Raw genomic sequence first — 16,235 nt, forward strand, 5'->3', positions numbered from 1 at the left:
TGGTCCGCATCAGTCGTCCTTCGTGACGAGGCGGTAGTTCCAGGTCAGGCTCACGTTGCGGACCTCCATGCCCTGCACGGCGGGGTTGATCAGCATCGCGATGCCGTTCTGCACGGTCGGGATCACCGCCACGTCGCCCATCAGGATGTCCTCCGCGTCGTGCAGGCTCTGCCAGCGCGCCTCCGGCTGGGAGAGCATGTCGGCGGTGCGGGCCGCGGCGATGATCGAGTCGTACTCCGGGTTCGCATAGCCGCCGAAGTCGCGGGCGGAGGTGGAGGACAGCAGCTCCAGGAACGCCATCGGATCCTTGTAGTCGGGGCCCCAGCGGAAGAGGTAGAGGTCGAAGTCGCCGGCCGTGGCCTGCTCGTTCGCCGTCGCCTTGGGCTGGCTGGTGAGCTCGATGCTCAGACCGGGCAGGTTCGCCTCCCACTGCGAGGCGACGTACTCGGCCTGCGCGATCGAGGCCTCGTCGTCCCAGTACGAGAGCGTGAGGCTCACGGAGTCGGTGCCCAGGGCGGCGAGGCCCTTCGTCCAGGCGGCCTGCGCCGCGTCGAGGTCGTAGGCGAGGTAGCTGCCGCCCGTGTCGCGGAACTGCTTCCCGTCGGGTCCGACCGCCAGGTTCTGACCGACGAAGTAGTCGGCCGGCTGGGCGCCGTTCTTCAGCACCTCGTCGGCGAGCGCCTCCTTGTCGAAGGAGGTGGCCAGCGCGGTGCGGATGTCCTCGTTCGCGAGCGCCGGGTTCTGGAGGTTGGGGTAGAAGTACCACATGTGCACCTCGAGCGCCGTGGTCAGCTCGGGGGAGTCGGTGTAGCGGTCGATCAGGCTTCCGGAGATCTCGGTGAAGTCGAGGTCGCCGCTCTCCTGGAGGAGCGCCGCGGTCTGCGAGTCCTTCACGACCTGCCACTTGATCGCGTCCAGGTCGATGCCGGAGGCGTTCCAGTAGTCGGCGTTCCTGGCGACCGAGAAGTTGTTCGCGAAGTCCCACGAGTCCCAGACGAAGGGCCCGTTGTAGATCGTCGTCTCGGGGGTCTGGCCGTAGGTGTCGCCCACGCTCTCCAGGTAGGCCTGGTTCACCGGCAGGAACGCCGGCCGCACCAGCAGTGCCTGGAAGTAGGGCACGTCCGCGGCGAGCTGCACCTGCAGGGTCTTGTCGTCCAGCGCCGTGACGCCGAGCTGGGTGTAGTCCATCCCCTCGTTGACGATCTCGTTCGCGTTCTTGATGCCGGCGGCGACCGCCTCGTTGCTGTTCGGGGCCGCGGTGGCCGGGTTCACCAGGCGCTTCCACGAGTACTCGAAGTCCTGCGCGGTGACCGGCGTCCCGTTGCTCCACGACGCGTCGCGGATCGTGAAGGTGTAGGTCAGGCCGTCGTCGGACTTCTCGACGCTCTCGGCCATCAGCGGGTCGATCTGGCCGTCGGCGTCGAGCGTGTAGAGGCCGTCGAAGACGGCGGTGAGCACCTCGTTCGACATGCCGTCGTTCACCTTGTGCGGATCGACGGCCTGCAGGGGGAGCAGCTTGCCGACGGTGAGGACGTGGGAGGACGTGCCGGCCTGGCTCGACGACGTCGAGTCGGTGCCGCAGGCGGACAGCAGGCCGACGGCCGCGGTCATCGCGACCGCCGCCATCAGGAGCTTCGGGAGCCGTTTCATGGGAGGAGGTACCCCTTCGTGTGTGGTGCATCGGGAGACTCGGGGGAGTCGGGAGGGTGCGGCGTCATCGAGGGGACTGGCGCATGCGTTCGGTGATCTCGCAGAAAGTCTGCACGTCGATGCCCGTTGAGGCAAACGGTCTGTATCCTGTACAGCGATTCCCACTCTGGCCGCACAGAAGCGGCTCACGCCCGCGAAAGGTGTCTCCCTTGCCGAACATAATTAGGCCGGTCCGGCTCGACGAGGTCGACCGCGCGATCATCAACGTCCTGGTGCAGGACGGGCGCATCCCGAACAAGGAGCTGGCCGACCGGATCGGCCTCGCGCCCTCCTCCTCGCTGGCCCGGGTGCGGGCGCTGATCGAGAGCGGAGTCATCTCGGGCTTCCACGCCGAGGTCGACGCGCGCCTGCTCGGCAAGGGCATCCGCGCGATCCTCCGCGTACAGCTGCGCGAGCACTCGCGGGCCGAGAACGCCCGCTTCGCCGAGGCGATGTCGAAGCTGCCCCAGGTGGTGAACCTGTGGCTGGTCGCGGGCGAGGACGACTACCTGATCGAGGTGGTCGCCGCGAGCCCCGACGAGCTGAGCGACTTCGTCCTCGACTGCGTCACCTCCGATCCGGTGGTCGCCGACACCTACACGACCCTGGTGTTCTCCCGCTGGCGCGGCGTCGGGCCGATCCCCACCGACGACGACGCGTGAGCGCCGAGCGCCTCCGCCGGCTCCTCGAGGGCGAGGTGCTGCTCGACACGCACAACGACCTGCTCTGCGGGCTGCGGCGCTACGAGGGGTACCGAGTCGAGGGCTTCGACCGGCCCCGCCCGGAGTTCCACACCGACCTGCCGCGGCTGCGCGCGGGAGGCGTCTCGGCGCAGGTCTGGTCGGTCTTCGTCTCGGCGCTGCAGAGCGAGGGCGACGCGGTGGCCGCGACGCTGGAGCAGATCGACGCCGCGTACCGGTTCGCCGCCGCCCACCCGCGCGACCTGCGCATCGTGACCACGGTGCGGGAGGCGGAGCAGGCGGTCGCCTCCGGCCGGATCGCCTCCTTCCTCGGGATCGAGGGCGGCCACTCCGTCGCCTCCTCCCTCGGCGTGCTCCGGATGCTCGCCCGGCTGGGCGTGCGGACGATGACGCTCACGCACAACAGCTCCCTCGACTGGGCGGAGGCCGCCACCGGCACCCCGGTCGAGGGCGGGCTCACGGCGGACGGGGTGGCCGTCGTCCACGAGCTGAACCGGCTCGGCGTCGTCGTCGACCTCTCGCACACCTCCGAGCGCACCCAGCTCGCCGCGCTCGCCGCCACCTCCGCTCCCGTCCTCTACTCCCACTCCGGAGTCGCGGACGTCGCCGCGCATCCGCGCAACGTCTCCGCCCGGGCCCTCGCGGCGCTCGCCGCGAACGGAGGAGTGCTGCAGATCGCCTTCGTCGCGCAGTTCGTCTCGCGCGCCTTCGCCGACTGGTCGGCCGAGGCCGACGCCGCCCGCGCCGCGCTCGGGCTCACCACGTCGATGCCCTGGCCCCGCGCCCCCCGCCCCGCCGAGGCGCCCGAGGAGGCCGCGCGGGCGAACCGGGCCGCGTTCCCGGTGGCCGAGCCCGCCGCGCTCGCCGCCTTCGAGCAGTGGCGCCGCGCGCATCCGGCGCCGCTCGTCACCGTCGCGCAGGTCGCCGACCACGTCGACGCCGCCCGCGAGGCCGTCGGGTCCCGGCACGTGGGCCTCGGCAGCGACTTCGACGGCGTCGCCGACCTGCCCGAGGGGCTCGGCGACGTCTCGGGCTACCCGCGCCTGCTGGCCGAGCTGGCCGACCGCGGCTGGAGCGACGCGGAGCTGCTCGACCTCGCCGGACGCAACACCCTGCGCGTGCTCCGCGCGGCGGAGGAGGCCGCCGAGACCCCGGAGGACGCGCGCGCCTGAGCGCCTGCGAGGCCCGGATCCCGCCTCCTGGACCCGCGACCCAGGGAACGCTGGCAGGATGTACGGGACGGTCGGTGCGCGAGAGCGCCCCGCACGGACGGCACCGCCCGCTGAGAGCGGCCCCGCCGGCCCCGTCCCGCACACCTCCACCCGCTCCCGACAGCGCTCACAGCGCCGGAGCGACACATCACCGCGGCCCGACCGGGCGCGCGGTCGGACCCTGCGCCGCGCGCCCGCGTCCAGCCACTCCCTCCCGGAAGAACCGCATGAGAAACGCCAGAACCGCCAAGCCCGCTCGCCACCACCTCGAGCTCCCCAAGCCCAAGCCCCTCGAGAAGGGCGCCATGCGGATCACCCCGCTCGGCGGCCTCGGCGAGATCGGCCGCAACATGACCGTCTTCGAGCACAAGGGCAAGCTGCTCATCGTCGACTGCGGCGTCCTCTTCCCCGAGGAGAACCAGCCCGGCATCGACGTGATCCTCCCCGACTTCGCCGCGATCCGCTCGCGCCTGAAGGACATCGAGGCCATCGTCCTCACCCACGGCCACGAGGACCACATCGGCGGCGTGCCGTACCTCCTCAAGGAGCGCGGCGACATCCCGATCATCGCCTCGACCTTCACCCTCGCGCTGATCAGCGCGAAGCTGCAGGAGCACCGCATCACGCCGCGCACGCGCCCGGTGAAGGAGGGCGACCGGATCGACGCCGGCGTCTTCGACCTCGAGTTCCTCGCCGTGAACCACTCCATCCCGGACGGGCTCGCCGTCGCGATCCGCACCGAGGCCGGCCTCGTGCTGCACACGGGCGACTTCAAGATGGACCAGTTCCCGCTCGACGGGCGCACCACCGACCTCCCCGGCTTCGCGCGCCTCGGCGACGAGGGAGTCGACCTGTTCCTGGTCGACTCCACGAACGCCGACGTCCCCGGCTTCGCGATCTCGGAGGGCGACCTCGCCCCCGCGATCGACCAGGTGTTCCGCACCGCGCCGCGCCGCATCGTCGTGTCCAGCTTCGCGAGCCACGTGCACCGCATCCAGCAGGTCCTCGACGCCGCGCAGCGCCACGGCCGCAAGGTCGCCTTCGTCGGCCGCTCCATGGTCCGCAACATGGGCATCGCCGCCGACCTGGGCTACCTCAAGATCCCGGCCGGCCTCGTCGTCGACATGAAGGTGCTCGAGAAGCTCCCCGCGACCGAGATCGTGATGATCTGCACCGGTTCGCAGGGCGAGCCGATGGCGGCGCTCTCGCGCATGGCCAACAAGGACCACATCATCGACATCGGCCCCGGCGACACCGTGCTGCTGGCCAGCTCGCTGATCCCCGGCAACGAGAACGCGATCTACCGGATCATCAACGCCTTCACCCGCTGGGGCGCCACCGTCGTGCACAAGGGCAACGCCAAGGTGCACGTCTCGGGTCACGCCAGCGCGGGCGAGCTCGCCTACTGCTACAACATCCTGCGCCCCACCGCGGTGCTCCCCGTGCACGGCGAGTGGCGCCACCTCACCGCGAACGCGGCGATCGCGACCCGCACCGGGATCGACGAGAAGGACGTCTTCGTCATCGAGGACGGCGTCTCGATCGACCTGGTGAAGGGCCGCTCGCGCATCAGCGGGCGCATCCCGGCCGACCAGATCCTGGTCGACGGCACCACGATGGGCGTCGCCACCGAGGACGCGATGAACGACCGCATCGTCCTCGCCGAGGAGGGGGCCATCACGGTCCTCGCCATCGCGGACCTCGACCGCGGCACGCTCGGCGAGCCGGTCGAGTTCTTCACCCGCGGCTTCGTCGAGGAGCCGGGCTGGAAGGCCAACGCGAGCAAGGCGATCGACGACGCCGTCCTGCAGGCCGCGGGCAAGCCGGTCGAGCTCGAGGCCATGGAGGCGCTGATCACGCGCACCCTCGGCCGCTGGCTGACCCGCCGCCACCGCCGGAACCCGGTCATCACCACCATCGTCGTCGAGGAGTAGGCGCCTTCCACGCCGCCCTCCGCCTCCGCTACCCCCTGCCCCGCGAGGCGCGGGCGGAGCAGAGTGGGAGGGTCGGCAGGTCGCCGACGCGAAGGGAGAGCGCCATGAGCACCGACCGCACCACGGGTGAGGACACCGAGAAGACCGAGGACCTCCCCGACGGCACCGGGACGGACACCTCCTCCGGTGGCGGCGACACCGACACCGTCTCCGGCGGCGAGCCGGACGAGCCCGCCGAGTAGGGCCGTGAACGACGAAGGGCGGGACCGCGAGGTCCCGCCCTTCGTCGTTCCGCCGATCAGATCAGCGGGCCGTCGCTCTCACTCGAGCGGCGGGTGACCTGCTCGCCGCTGGCCGGGTCGACGGCCGAGCGCGTGGTCGAGACGGCCTGGCGGCGGCGCGTCAGCAGAACCAGCCCGAGGATCAGGCCGACCGCTCCGGCCGCCATGAGGATGTAGCCGACCAGCCTCAGGTCGATCCCGGACACCTGCACGTCCACCGCGAAGGCGAGGACCGCGCCGACGACGAGGAGGAAGATCCCTGCTCCGATGCTCATTGCGTGCTCCTTCTGACTGCCGCCGGAGCGCGCGCAGGAAGCGCGCAGGGGCACCGGCGATCGCCCCACGGTAGACCCCGGGACCGGCGGCCCCCAGGCCTTCCGGCGGGAGCCTCCGGGGGTGTAGGGCGGTGCCGGGTCAGCGGTCGGAGACGCGGAGCATCACGCGGGTGCGGTCGGCGCGGGTGACCAGGCCCTCGATCAGGAGGAACACGCGGTACTCGAGCCGGTACTTCGCCAGGAACACGCGGCCCAGGCGATCGACCTCGCCGGGGTCGGCGTCGATCTCCGCGGCGGCCTCGACCGGCACCGCGTAGTCGGAGACGCGGCCGCGGCGGTCGCAGGGGACGAGGGTCACCCGCGCGTCGTTGCGGAGGCGCTTCACCTTGCCGCTGCGGCGGGGAGTGGTGACGATCAGCTCGTCGCCGTCGCGGGCGATCCAGACCGGGGTCGAGACGGCGTCCCCGGACTTCCGGAACGTGGTGAGCGAGACGAAGCGCTCGTCGGCGAGAGCGGTGAGGTCCTGGGAGAGGGGCATGTCCGAAGTAGAGCGGCCGGGAGCGGTCACCGCAAGCCTCCGTGGCACCTCGATCCGCCCCCGTAGGGTGGAGTGATGACCGACGCGACGCCTCTGATCGGCCCGACCGAGGCGCCCGATCTGCACGTGATGACCTACAACATCCGCCGCCGGATGCCGCGCCTCACCTCCCGCGCCGTCGACCAGTGGGACCGGCGCCGCCCGCTCGTCCAGCGGGTGCTGGAGCAGGAGCGCCCCTCGATCCTCGCCGTGCAGGAGGCGCTGCCGGACCAGTCGGCCGCCGTGCACGAGGCGCTGGGCTCCTCCTTCGAGGCGATGGGCTTCGGCCGGGACGCGGACCGCGGCGGCGAGCGCGTGATGCTCTTCGTCGACCGCAGCCGCTACGCCGTCCGGCACTGGACCCAGATCGCCCTCTCGGACACCCCGGACGTCGCCGGCTCGCGCAGCTGGGGCAACCGCATCCCGCGCACCGCCGTGATCGCGGAGCTGACCGATCACGCGACCAGCCGCGAGCTCACCGTGGTCTCGACCCACTTCGACCACATCTCGCGGCGCTCGCGCCAGCGCTCCGCCGAGCTGATCGCCCGCCGCGTCCTCGAGCTCGGACGCCCCGCGATCGTGATGGGCGACACCAACACCGACGTCGACACCGTCCCCTACCGGACGATCCTCGACGAGGGCCGCCTCGCGGACGCGTGGGAGACGGCGGAGAAGCACCTCACCCACTCGTGGAGCACCTTCTCGAACTACCGCGCGCCGGCGCCGGGCAAGCGGATCGACTGGCTGCTCGTCAGCGAGGGCGCGTTCGAGGTGGTCTCCGCCGGGATCAACGCCGTCCGCTACGGGGGAGCGGCGCCCTCCGACCACGAGCCGGTCCAGGCCGTGCTGCGCTTCACGAAGCCGTGAGCGGCTCCGCCCTCGTCGAGACCTTCCTCGAGCCCCCGCGCACCCGCGGGGAGTGGACGGCCGACGGCATCCGCGCGATCGGGGCGGCGAGCATCGTGGCGGCCGCCATCGGGTGGGACCTGGTCGACGTGGCGGTGCTCGCGCTCGCGGCGATCGGGCTGGTGCTGCCGCGCTTCCTCGGCATCCGTCCGGCGCTCGACGCCCTCTTCGGGCTCGCGCTGCTCGTGGCGTCCTGGAGCAGCGTCCTCGGCCTCTACGAGGCCTGGCCGCAGTGGGACCTGGTCGTGCACTGCGTGCTCAACGGGCTGATCGCCGCGGTGGCCTACATCGTCGCCGCGCGGGCCGGAGTCGTGCCGGCCGTCGCGGGCGATCGCGGGCCGCTGCTCCCGGCGGTCGTGCTCTGCGCCTGCTTCGGGACGACGGCGGGCGTCCTGTGGGAGTGGGGCGAGTGGGCGGGGCACCGCTTCATCGACTCCTCGATCTTCGTCGGCTACGAGGACACGCTCGGCGACCTCGCCGCCGGCGCGCTGGGCTCGATCTTCGCCGGCGCGCTGATGCGCTTCTGGTCCGCGAAGTCCCGGGTGGTCGGACCGGACGCCTCGCGCGGCGTCGGAGGTGCGGCGTAGCCTGTCCCGCATGTGCGGCCGCTTCGCGATGGACTCCGAGACCGATGAGCTGATCCGCGAGTTCGTCGCCGCGGGCGGGCGCGCCGAGGACTGGGCGCCCGACTACAGCGTCGCTCCCACCGACGTCGCGCCGATCGTGCGCGAGCGGCTCCACGACGGCGAGCGGGAGCGCGAGCTCGAGCTCGCGTCCTGGGGCTTCACCCCGTCCTGGTCGAAGGGCAGGGGGCCCTCGCCGATCAACGCGCGCCTCGAGTCGGTCGCGACGAACGGCCTGTTCCGCGGGGCGTTCGCCAAGCAGCGCGCGATCGTGCCGATGCGCGGGTACTACGAGTGGGAGACCCGCGCCGACGGCAAGCAGCCCTGGTTCCTGCAGGGCGAGGAGCCGATCCTCGCCGCGGCCGGCCTCTACACGGCCCGCAAGGAGGGCGACGACTGGCGCGTCTCCTTCACGATCATCACCCGCGAGGCGCGCGACGCCTCCGGCGAGGTGCACGACCGGATGCCCGTGTTCCTCACGCCCGACGTGCGCGACGCCTGGCTCGACCCGGCTCCGCTCGCCTCCGCCGAGGAGATGCTCGCCACCCTCGACCGGGCGTCCGTCGCGATGGCCTCGACCGTCACGGCCCACCCGGTCGACCGCCGCGTGAACAACTCCCGCACCGTCGACCGCCGCGACCCGAACCTGCTGACGCCGGTCGCCTGACGCCGTTCGCTCGGTAGGCGCGGGACGATCCGCGCGATCTGCGGAACCCCCGGGCGAGGGCGGACGACGGGTGGTGGGTGAACCGGAGAGCACGGGAGGGGCGGAGCCGCGGCCCCGCCCCTCCCGGGCGTCCTACTTCGTGCCGGCGTGACCCGGGAACGGCTTGCCGTTCAGCGAGACCTCGTCGGGGTCGACCTCGACGTCGCCCACGTCGTCCGGGCCGCCCGTGCCGGGCACGGCCTTCACCTCGGCCGAGCCGGAGACCTCGGTGCGGCTCTCCGCCGGGTCCGAGTCCTGCTTGGCCTCGGTCTCGCGCTCGCTGCCGGGCGACTCCGAGATGTCCTTCTCGATGGTCTCGCTCTCGGAGGAGGTGGCGGGCGCCGCCCCGCCCGGCTTGCCGATGGTCGAGCCCTGGTCGTCCTGCTCCGTGCGGTCCTGGTCCATGTCGTCGCCTTTCGTCGGGACCTCCGACGCTACGTCGGGGCGCGCGCGGGGGCACCCGCTTGACAGCCCGGCCGGGGGAGGGCGGCGTGCAGGGTCGACGTACTACCCTGGGTCGACGGTCGCACCGGGGGGCGCGGCACACCCGCCGCCGACCGCGAGGAGGACCCGTGGCATCCCACCGGACAGGCGACACCCGCATCGTCGGGACGACGGTCGACGGCCGGTACACGATCGAGGAGCTCATCGGCCGCGGCGGCATGGCCACGGTCTACCGGGCGAGAGACGGCGTCCTCGGCCGCTCCGTCGCGCTGAAGATGTTCGCCCCCGGCATCGACGACGCCCAGGACCTGCAGCGCAAGGCGTCCGAGATCCGGCTGCTCGCGGCTCTCAACCACCCCGCCCTCGTCACCCTCTACGACGCGCACGACGGCGGCGACGACACCAACGGCCAGGCCTACATGGTGATGGAGCTCGCCGAGGGCCCGAGCCTGTCCGAGCGGCTCGCCGAGGGCCCGGTCGCGCCGAACGACGTCGCCTCGATGGCGGGCGACCTCGGCGAGGCCCTGCACACGGTCCACGCGGCCGGAGTCGTGCACCGAGACGTGAAGCCGTCGAACGTGCTGCTCGTCCCGAGCCCGCTGACCAGCCGCGAGTTCCGCCCGAAGCTGGCCGACTTCGGCATCGCCTCCCTCATCGACGCGACGCGGATCACCGCGCCAGGCACCCTCATCGGCACCGCCGCCTACCTCAGCCCCGAGCAGGCGCACGGCGACCCGGTCACCTCGGCGAGCGACATCTACTCCCTCGGCCTGGTGCTCCTGGAGTCGCTGACCGGGCGCCGGCCATTCACGGGCTCGGCGATCGAGGTCACGCTCGCCCGCCTGCTCCGCGACCCCGAGGTCTCCGAGTCGCTCGGCAGCGGCTGGACCTCGCTCCTGACCTCGATGACGCGGCGCGAGCCCGGCGAGCGTCCCGCCGCGCTGCAGGTGGCGGAGTCGGCACGCCGCCTGATCGATCCGCGGCGCGACTCCCCGCCGGCGGCCATCGTCGTCCCCGACGTCCCCGCCACCCGGGTGATGTCGACGGAGCCGCTCGCCGAGACCGAGCCGATCACGCGGACGGAGGCGCTCGACCCGACCCGCCGGCTCGCGGCCGACGCGTACCCGGCCACGGAGGCGATCGCTCCGACGCAGCGCTTCACCGCGACCGAGCGGATCGCGCCGGCACCGCAGACCGCTCCGGCGCCGCGCACGGCTCCGCTCCGCTCCGCGGCCGCCCCTCCGCAGCGCCGCGGCCCGAGCCCGTGGCTGATCGTGCTGGTGCTCGCGCTGGTCGCGGTCGCCGTCGGGCTCGCGATCATCCTGATCGACGGTCCCCAGTCGCCTCTGCCGCAGGTGGACGGCGAGCTGGGCGACCACCTCCGTCAGCTGCGCGAGAGCATCCGCTCGTGAGGGGCCTCCGACTGCGCGCCGCCGGCGCCGTGCTCGCCTCGGTCCTGCTGCTGAGCGGATGCTCCTCCGCGCCGCAGGGCATCGACGAGGGGACCGCCCAGACCCTCGACGACGCGGTGGTGGCCGTCGCCGAGAAGGCCTCGGCCGACGACTACCAGGGCGCTCTCACCGAGCTCGCCTCGCTGCAGTCGGCGCTCGACGCCGCGCTCGCCGAGGGCTCCGTCAGCTCCGACCGCGCAGCGACGGTGCAGGCGCAGGTCGACGTCGTCCGCGGCGACCTCGAGGCCCTGATCGCGGGAGCCCCGGAGCCGGCACCGGCCGAGACGACCGAACCGGCTCCCGAGGAGACGACCCCGGTCGAGGAGGAGCCGGAGGACACGCCGGCTCCGGTCGAGACCGAGGACGACCCCGCCCCCTCGCCCGAGGAGTCGGAGCCGGAGGAGACGCCGACCGAGCCGGAGGAGCCCGCGGAGGAGACCCCGGCCGCTCCCGGCGACGATGCTCCGGGGAACAGCGGCGACGCACCCGGGAACAGCGGCGGCGCACCCGGGAACAGCGGGAACGCTCCCGGCAACGGCAACGGCAACGGCAACGGCAACGGCATCGGCAACGCGGGCGGCAACGGCAGCGGTCCCGGCGCTCGCGGTGCGGCGACCGGCGTCGGCGCCCCCGCGGGCAGCGGTGCCGCACCCGGGGCCGCGAAGGGCCCCGGCGGCCGCTAGAGCGCTATTCCTGGGTCGAGAGCACGGCGAACGCGGCGTCGAGCTCGACGTCCACGTCCGTGCCGTCCTCGCGGGTGACCTCCACCTCGAAGGCGTGGTCGGCGTCGTCGCTGCGCTCGGCCTCGGTGACGGTCCCGGAGCCGACGGCGCCCAGCGCCGCCTCGCTCGCGCGGGCGAGGTCGTCGCCGGTGAGGTCGTCCGGGTCCACGGCGGCGGCGGTCGGGTCGCCGGCAGGCACGCCGTCGTCGTCGGAGCCGGCCTGGAGGGCGCGGTCGTCGGGGTCGACGGACAGGACGGCGAAGGAGTCGTCGAGGCGCACCTCGTACTCGAGGCCGGCGCGGTCGGTCAGGTCCAGCTCGTAGCCGGTGGCGCCGTCGTCGTCGCGCTCGGCCGAGGTGACGGTCCCGCCGCCGATCTCGGCGAGCGCGGCCTCGCTCGCGCGGTCCAGGTCGCTGCCGGTGAGGGAGTCGGATCCCTCGAAGCCGTCGGTCGCGGCGTAGGCGATGCCCGTCCCGGCTCCGATCAGCACGACCGCTCCGGCGATCCCGGCGATGATCTTCGTCTTCTTCTGCACGATGGCTCCGTCCCGGCGCCGCTCGTCGACGCCTCCAGCACTCTCGCGGTCGGGCGCTGAAGGAGGCCTGAAGCGCCCGCTCAGCGGACGAGCGGCACCCGCACCTCGACCCGGGCGCCGCCCAGCGCCGAGTCGCCGACGACGACCCGTCCGCCGTGGGCCCGCGCGATCCCGGCGACGATCGCCAGGCCGAGGCCCGACCCTCCGGCGTCGCGCGCCCGGCCCTCGTCGAGGCGGACGAAGCGCTCGAGCACCCGCTCGCGCTCCGCCGCCGGGATCCCCGGCCCGTCGTCGTCCACCGCGAGCACCGCCTCCGCTCCGTCGATCCGGGTCGAGAGCGCCAGCTGCGAGGAGCGGTGCCGCACCGCGTTGTCGACCAGGTTCCGCAGCGCCCGCGAGAGCAGGGCCTCGTCGGCCACCGCCTGCACGGGCGAGATCCCGCTCGCGTCGACCCGGGCTCCGGAGTCGCGCAGGCGCCGCACCTCGCCGAGGGCGAGATCGTCGAGGTCCACGGGAGCCGCCGCCACGGCCAGGCGCGCCTCGTCCGCCCGGGCGAGCAGCAGCAGGCCCTCGATCAGCCCGCCGAGCCGCACCGACTCCTCCGCGACCGTCCTCGCCAGCCGGGCGGAGTCGAGCCGGTCCGGGTGCGCGAGCGCCACCTCCGCGGTCTGGCGCAGCGCCGCGACGGGGGAGCGCAGCTCGTGCGAGGCGTCCGAGACGAAGCGCCGCTGCCGCTCCTGCCCGCTCTGCAGCCGATCGAGCATCCGGTTGAGGGTGTGCGCCAGCCGGTCGACCTCGTCGCCGGAGCCGGGAGCGGCGATCCGGCGGTCCAGGGCGGAGGAGGTGACCGCCTCGGCCTCCGCGCGCATCCGCTCCACGGGGCGCAGCGCCCGGCCGACGACGCCGGCGCACACCACCGCCACCAGCGCGATCAGCAGCGGGACGGCGACCGCGAGCAGCCCGATCGTCGTGGACACCGCCTCCTCGCGGCCCTCGTCGGGCACGCCGACCACGACGAGGGAGTCGTCGTCGAGCTCGCGGGCGGCGACCACCACCGGCCCCTCGTCGTCCACGTCGACCGTGACCGGGTCGTCGCTCTCGGCCAGCGCGAGCGGAGGGAGGTCCTCCGCGTCCTCGCCCGCGGCGGTCACCCGCCCGTCGACCACGAGCTGGACCAGTCCCTCCGAGCCGCGGACGGCCTCCGGGCCGCCCTGCTCGACCAGCGCCGCGACCCGCTCCGCCTCGGCGTCGGCGGCGGAGGCGGCGCTCGAGGCGAGCACGGAGGAGAGGACCAGGACGAAGAGCACGCTCCCGATGAGCGCGGCGGCGGCCACCACGGCGGTCGCGGCCGCGGTGATGCGGGTCCGCAGGCTCCGGCGGCTCACCCGGCCACCAGCGTGTAGCCCGCCCCGCGCCGGGTGCGGAGGGTGTCGCGGCCGAAGGGCCGGTCGATCTTGTTGCGCAGGGTGCGGACGTAGACCTCGACGATGTTCGGGTCGCCGTCGTAGTCGAAGTCCCAGACGGCTCCGAGGACGTCGCGTTTGGAGACGACCTCGCCCGCCCGCGAGACGAAGTACTCGAGGACGCTGAACTCGCGCGCGGTCAGCGGCACGGCGACTCCGCCCCGCTCGACGGTCCGGGACGCCGGATCCAGCACGAGATCGCCGACGACGCGCACCGTGGGCCGCTCGGCGGCTCCGCGGCGGATGAGGGCGCGCAGCCGCGCGACGAGCACCGGGAACGAGAACGGCTTGGTGAGGTAGTCGTCGGCGCCGGTGTCGAGGGCCTCGACCTGGTCGAGGTCGCCGTCCTTCGCGGTGAGCATCAGGATCGGAGTCCAGTCCTCGGCGGCGCGCAGCCGCTCGCAGACGCGGAAGCCGCTGACGTCCGGGAGCATCAGGTCGAGGACGATGGCGGCGTAGTCGGCCTCCTGCGCGTGCCAGAGGGCGTCGGTGCCGGTGGTCGCGGTGTCCACGGCGAAGCCCTCGGCCTCCAGGCCCGTCTCGAGGGCGCGGAGCAGGTTGATCTCGTCGTCGACGACCAGGATGCGGATGGCGGCCTCCCCGGGCTCGGCGCGCGGGGCCCCGCGCGAGCCCAGGCTAGCCGCGGCCCCGCTGAAGCCCGCCTGAAGCGCCGACGGACCACCGCGTCCCGCCGAGGCGCCGGCTCCCCGCCGGGACACCGGCCGGAGCGCGGTGTCCCGGCGGGACGCGCGGCGCCCGGGCGCGAGCGCGGGTCACTCGTCGCGGTCGGTGTACTCGCCCTCGCCCTCGGCGGAGGTGCCCGCGGCGCTGGTGTCGACGTAGCTGCCCTTGTCGGCGGTGCTCTGCTCGTTCACCGAGGTGTCGACGTAGCTGCCCTCGGCCTCGCCGGCGGTGTGCGAGACGCCCTCCGTCGAGGTGTACTCGCCGCCCTCGGTGTCCTCGGTGCTCGTGCCCTCGGCGACGTGACGGCCGTGGCCGGCGGCGTGCTCGTCGTGACCCTCGTGGTGGTCGTGGTGCTCGTGACCCTCGTGGTGCTCGTTGTCGTGGTCGTGGTGGGCCATGGCGGCCTCCTCGCTTCGTCGCGTCGGTGCGCGGTCGGATCGGCCGCGCTCGCTCCGAGACTTCTGCATCGGGGGCGGGGGTGCAAGACGTGGCGGCTGCACATCCGTGCCGCGCAACTCCTACCGGCGCCGGATCCGTCCGCCTAGCCTCCGAGGATGAGCAGACCCCCTCGCACCCGCTGGAGCGTCATCGGCCAGCTCGGCCCTGCCTTCGACGACGGCGGTCCGATGCTGCTGGTCGAGGCCCGATCGGCGTTCGGGCGCCGCCCGATGCACCGCGCCAAGGCGCAGCTGCTGCTGTCGGCGCTCCGCCACCGCGCCCGCGAGCTCGGGGACCGCGCCGAGTACGTCCGCTCCGAGACCTTCGGCGAGGCCCTCGCCGGGCGCGACGACCTCGAGGTGATCGACCCGCCCACCCGCGGCGGCCGCCGCCTCGCCCGCAGGCTCGGCATGAGCGTCCTGCCCAGCCGCGGCTTCATCACGGCCGAGGAGGACTTCCGCGAGTGGGCGCTCTCCCGCTCGGGCAAGCGCCTGCTGCTGGAGGACTTCTACCGGTGGAGCCGCGAGCGCACCGGCGTGCTGATGCGCGGCGACCAGCCCGAGGGCGGCCGCTGGAACTACGACCACGACAACCGCCAGCCTCCGCCCAAGGGCGCCTCCCGGCTCGGCCTGCCCGACCCGTGGTGGCCGGAGGAGGACGACATCGACGAGGAGGTGCGCGCCGACCTCGCGCGCTGGGAGGCCGAGGGGGCGGTCCGCCTGGTCGGCGCCGACGGTCCGCGCCGATTCGCCGCGACGCCCGCCGAGGCCGAGGCGGCGCTCGCCGACTTCGTGTCGTCGCGCCTGGGCGACTTCGGGACCTACGAGGACGCGATGCTCTCGGGCGACTGGACGATGGCGCACTCGCTGCTCAGCGCCCCGATGAACCTCGGCGTGCTCGATCCGCGGACGGTCGTCGAGGCGGCCGAGGCGGAGTACGCCGCCGGGGGCGCGCCGATCGCGGCGACGGAGGGGTTCATCCGCCAGATCCTCGGCTGGCGCGACTACGTCTGGAACCTGTTCTGGCACCTCGGGCCGGAGTACCGGAACCGCAGCCGCGCGCTCGGCGCCTCCACGCCGCTGCCCGCCGAGCTGCTCGCGCTCGACCCGAGCGGCATCGAGGCGAACTGCCTGCACGAGACGCTCGACGACGTGCACCGGCACGGCTGGGCGCACCACATCCAGCGCCTGATGGTGCTCGGCAACTGGGGACTGCAGCGGGGGTGGGATCCGGCGGAGCTCAACGACTGGTTCGTGGACGTCTTCGTCGACGGCACGGAGTGGGTGATGCCCGCGAACGTGATCGGGATGTCCCAGCACGCCGACGGCGGCGTCGTCGCGACGAAGCCGTACGCCTCGGGCGGCGCCTACATCAACCGGATGTCCGACTACTGCGGCGGCTGCCGCTTCGACCCGAAGGTGCGCCTGGGCGAGAACGCCTGCCCGGTGACCGCCGGGTACTGGGCCTTCCTCGACCGGGCCGAGCCGGTCCTCCGCGGCAACCACCGGATGGCCCAGCCCCTCGCGGGCCTGCGCCGCCTCGCGGACCGCGAAGCGGTGGTCGACCAGGAGCGCCTGCGCGAGACGTACTGACGC

The 16,235-nt window shown here is 73.4% G+C and carries 18 protein-coding genes; 10 read left to right on the forward strand and 8 right to left on the reverse strand.

Features of this window, described 5'->3' with window-relative positions:
• Positions 1 to 9: 9 nt before the first annotated feature.
• Positions 10 to 1,650, reverse strand: coding sequence for a peptide ABC transporter substrate-binding protein (locus C5C10_RS06085; RefSeq protein ID WP_104328801.1), 1,641 nt, complete (start codon positions 1,648 to 1,650; stop codon positions 10 to 12).
• Positions 1,651 to 1,859: 209 nt separating this feature from the next.
• Between C5C10_RS06085 and C5C10_RS06090 the strand changes: the two genes are divergently transcribed.
• From C5C10_RS06090 to C5C10_RS17760, 4 genes are all read left to right on the forward strand, one after another.
• Positions 1,860 to 2,351 (forward strand): Lrp/AsnC family transcriptional regulator, encoded by a 492-nt coding sequence (locus C5C10_RS06090; RefSeq protein WP_208543320.1) that lies wholly within the window; start codon positions 1,860 to 1,862, stop codon positions 2,349 to 2,351.
• Entirely contained in the window at positions 2,348 to 3,562 is a 1,215-nt protein-coding gene (locus C5C10_RS06095; protein WP_104328802.1) for a dipeptidase, read from the forward strand. The genes C5C10_RS06090 and C5C10_RS06095 overlap by 4 nt, the downstream gene beginning before the upstream one ends.
• A 266-nt stretch (positions 3,563 to 3,828) precedes the next feature.
• The gene (locus C5C10_RS06100; RefSeq protein ID WP_104222925.1) at positions 3,829 to 5,535 is read left to right on the forward strand and encodes a ribonuclease J; all 1,707 of its coding nucleotides are present in this window, start codon (positions 3,829 to 3,831) and stop codon (positions 5,533 to 5,535) included.
• A 104-nt stretch (positions 5,536 to 5,639) separates the two neighbouring features.
• Positions 5,640 to 5,777, forward strand: coding sequence for a hypothetical protein (locus tag C5C10_RS17760; RefSeq protein ID WP_159940924.1), 138 nt, complete (start codon positions 5,640 to 5,642; stop codon positions 5,775 to 5,777).
• 56 nt (positions 5,778 to 5,833) lie between these two features.
• Here the strand turns inward: C5C10_RS17760 and C5C10_RS06105 are convergent, their stop codons facing one another.
• Together C5C10_RS06105 and C5C10_RS06110 are read right to left on the reverse strand one after the other, a co-directional pair.
• Positions 5,834 to 6,091 (reverse strand): DUF6458 family protein, encoded by a 258-nt coding sequence (locus C5C10_RS06105; protein WP_104262774.1) that lies wholly within the window; start codon positions 6,089 to 6,091, stop codon positions 5,834 to 5,836.
• Positions 6,092 to 6,230: 139 nt separating this feature from the next.
• Complete coding sequence (locus C5C10_RS06110) at positions 6,231 to 6,629, reverse strand: PPOX class F420-dependent oxidoreductase (RefSeq protein WP_104222923.1); 399 nt, start codon at positions 6,627 to 6,629, stop codon at positions 6,231 to 6,233.
• Between the two features lie 75 nt (positions 6,630 to 6,704).
• On the opposite strand from C5C10_RS06110, the gene C5C10_RS06115 reads away from it, so the two are divergent.
• From C5C10_RS06115 to C5C10_RS06125, 3 genes are read left to right on the forward strand one after another with little or no spacing between them, the layout of a single operon-like run.
• Positions 6,705 to 7,535, forward strand: a complete 831-nt coding sequence (locus C5C10_RS06115) for an endonuclease/exonuclease/phosphatase family protein (protein ID WP_104328803.1) — start codon at positions 6,705 to 6,707, stop codon at positions 7,533 to 7,535.
• Complete coding sequence (locus C5C10_RS06120; RefSeq protein ID WP_104328804.1) at positions 7,532 to 8,161, forward strand: hypothetical protein; 630 nt, start codon at positions 7,532 to 7,534, stop codon at positions 8,159 to 8,161. The genes C5C10_RS06115 and C5C10_RS06120 overlap by 4 nt, the downstream gene beginning before the upstream one ends.
• A 10-nt stretch (positions 8,162 to 8,171) precedes the next feature.
• Positions 8,172 to 8,864, forward strand: coding sequence for an SOS response-associated peptidase (locus C5C10_RS06125; RefSeq protein ID WP_104328805.1), 693 nt, complete (start codon positions 8,172 to 8,174; stop codon positions 8,862 to 8,864).
• A 132-nt stretch (positions 8,865 to 8,996) separates the two neighbouring features.
• Here the strand turns inward: C5C10_RS06125 and C5C10_RS06130 are convergent, their stop codons facing one another.
• Complete coding sequence (locus tag C5C10_RS06130) at positions 8,997 to 9,308, reverse strand: hypothetical protein (RefSeq protein ID WP_104328806.1); 312 nt, start codon at positions 9,306 to 9,308, stop codon at positions 8,997 to 8,999.
• Positions 9,309 to 9,475: 167 nt separating this feature from the next.
• On the opposite strand from C5C10_RS06130, the gene C5C10_RS06135 reads away from it, so the two are divergent.
• Both C5C10_RS06135 and C5C10_RS06140 read left to right on the forward strand, forming a co-directional pair.
• Complete coding sequence (locus tag C5C10_RS06135) at positions 9,476 to 10,759, forward strand: serine/threonine-protein kinase (protein WP_104292687.1); 1,284 nt, start codon at positions 9,476 to 9,478, stop codon at positions 10,757 to 10,759.
• The gene (locus C5C10_RS06140; protein ID WP_104328807.1) at positions 10,756 to 11,481 is read left to right on the forward strand and encodes a hypothetical protein; all 726 of its coding nucleotides are present in this window, start codon (positions 10,756 to 10,758) and stop codon (positions 11,479 to 11,481) included. Before C5C10_RS06135 ends, C5C10_RS06140 begins: the two co-directional genes overlap by 4 nt.
• 4 nt (positions 11,482 to 11,485) lie before the next feature.
• Here C5C10_RS06140 and C5C10_RS06145 read toward each other — a convergent pair whose 3' ends face one another.
• From C5C10_RS06145 to C5C10_RS18050, 4 genes are all read right to left on the reverse strand, one after another.
• On the reverse strand, positions 11,486 to 12,055 hold the full coding sequence (locus C5C10_RS06145) for a PepSY domain-containing protein (protein ID WP_104323658.1): 570 nt from the start codon (positions 12,053 to 12,055) through the stop codon (positions 11,486 to 11,488).
• A gap of 80 nt (positions 12,056 to 12,135) precedes the next feature.
• Positions 12,136 to 13,440 carry an ATP-binding protein gene (locus tag C5C10_RS06150; protein WP_258060446.1) on the reverse strand — a complete coding sequence of 435 codons (1,305 nt, stop codon included), beginning with the start codon at positions 13,438 to 13,440 and terminating at the stop codon, positions 12,136 to 12,138.
• Positions 13,437 to 14,108, reverse strand: a complete 672-nt coding sequence (locus C5C10_RS06155) for a response regulator transcription factor (protein ID WP_104328843.1) — start codon at positions 14,106 to 14,108, stop codon at positions 13,437 to 13,439. Before C5C10_RS06155 ends, C5C10_RS06150 begins: the two co-directional genes overlap by 4 nt.
• A gap of 183 nt (positions 14,109 to 14,291) precedes the next feature.
• Positions 14,292 to 14,600: a hypothetical protein gene (locus C5C10_RS18050; RefSeq protein WP_208543601.1), complete on the reverse strand. Its 309-nt coding sequence runs from the start codon at positions 14,598 to 14,600 to the stop codon at positions 14,292 to 14,294.
• 156 nt (positions 14,601 to 14,756) lie between these two features.
• On the opposite strand from C5C10_RS18050, the gene C5C10_RS06165 reads away from it, so the two are divergent.
• A complete protein-coding gene (locus tag C5C10_RS06165) occupies positions 14,757 to 16,232 on the forward strand; it encodes a cryptochrome/photolyase family protein (RefSeq protein ID WP_104246940.1) in 1,476 nt (491 codons plus the stop codon).
• The last annotated feature ends 3 nt before the right edge of the window (positions 16,233 to 16,235 follow it).

Origin of the sequence: Rathayibacter sp. AY1A3 (genome assembly GCF_002930975.1) — a bacterium.
Lineage (GTDB): Bacteria > Actinomycetota > Actinomycetes > Actinomycetales > Microbacteriaceae > Rathayibacter.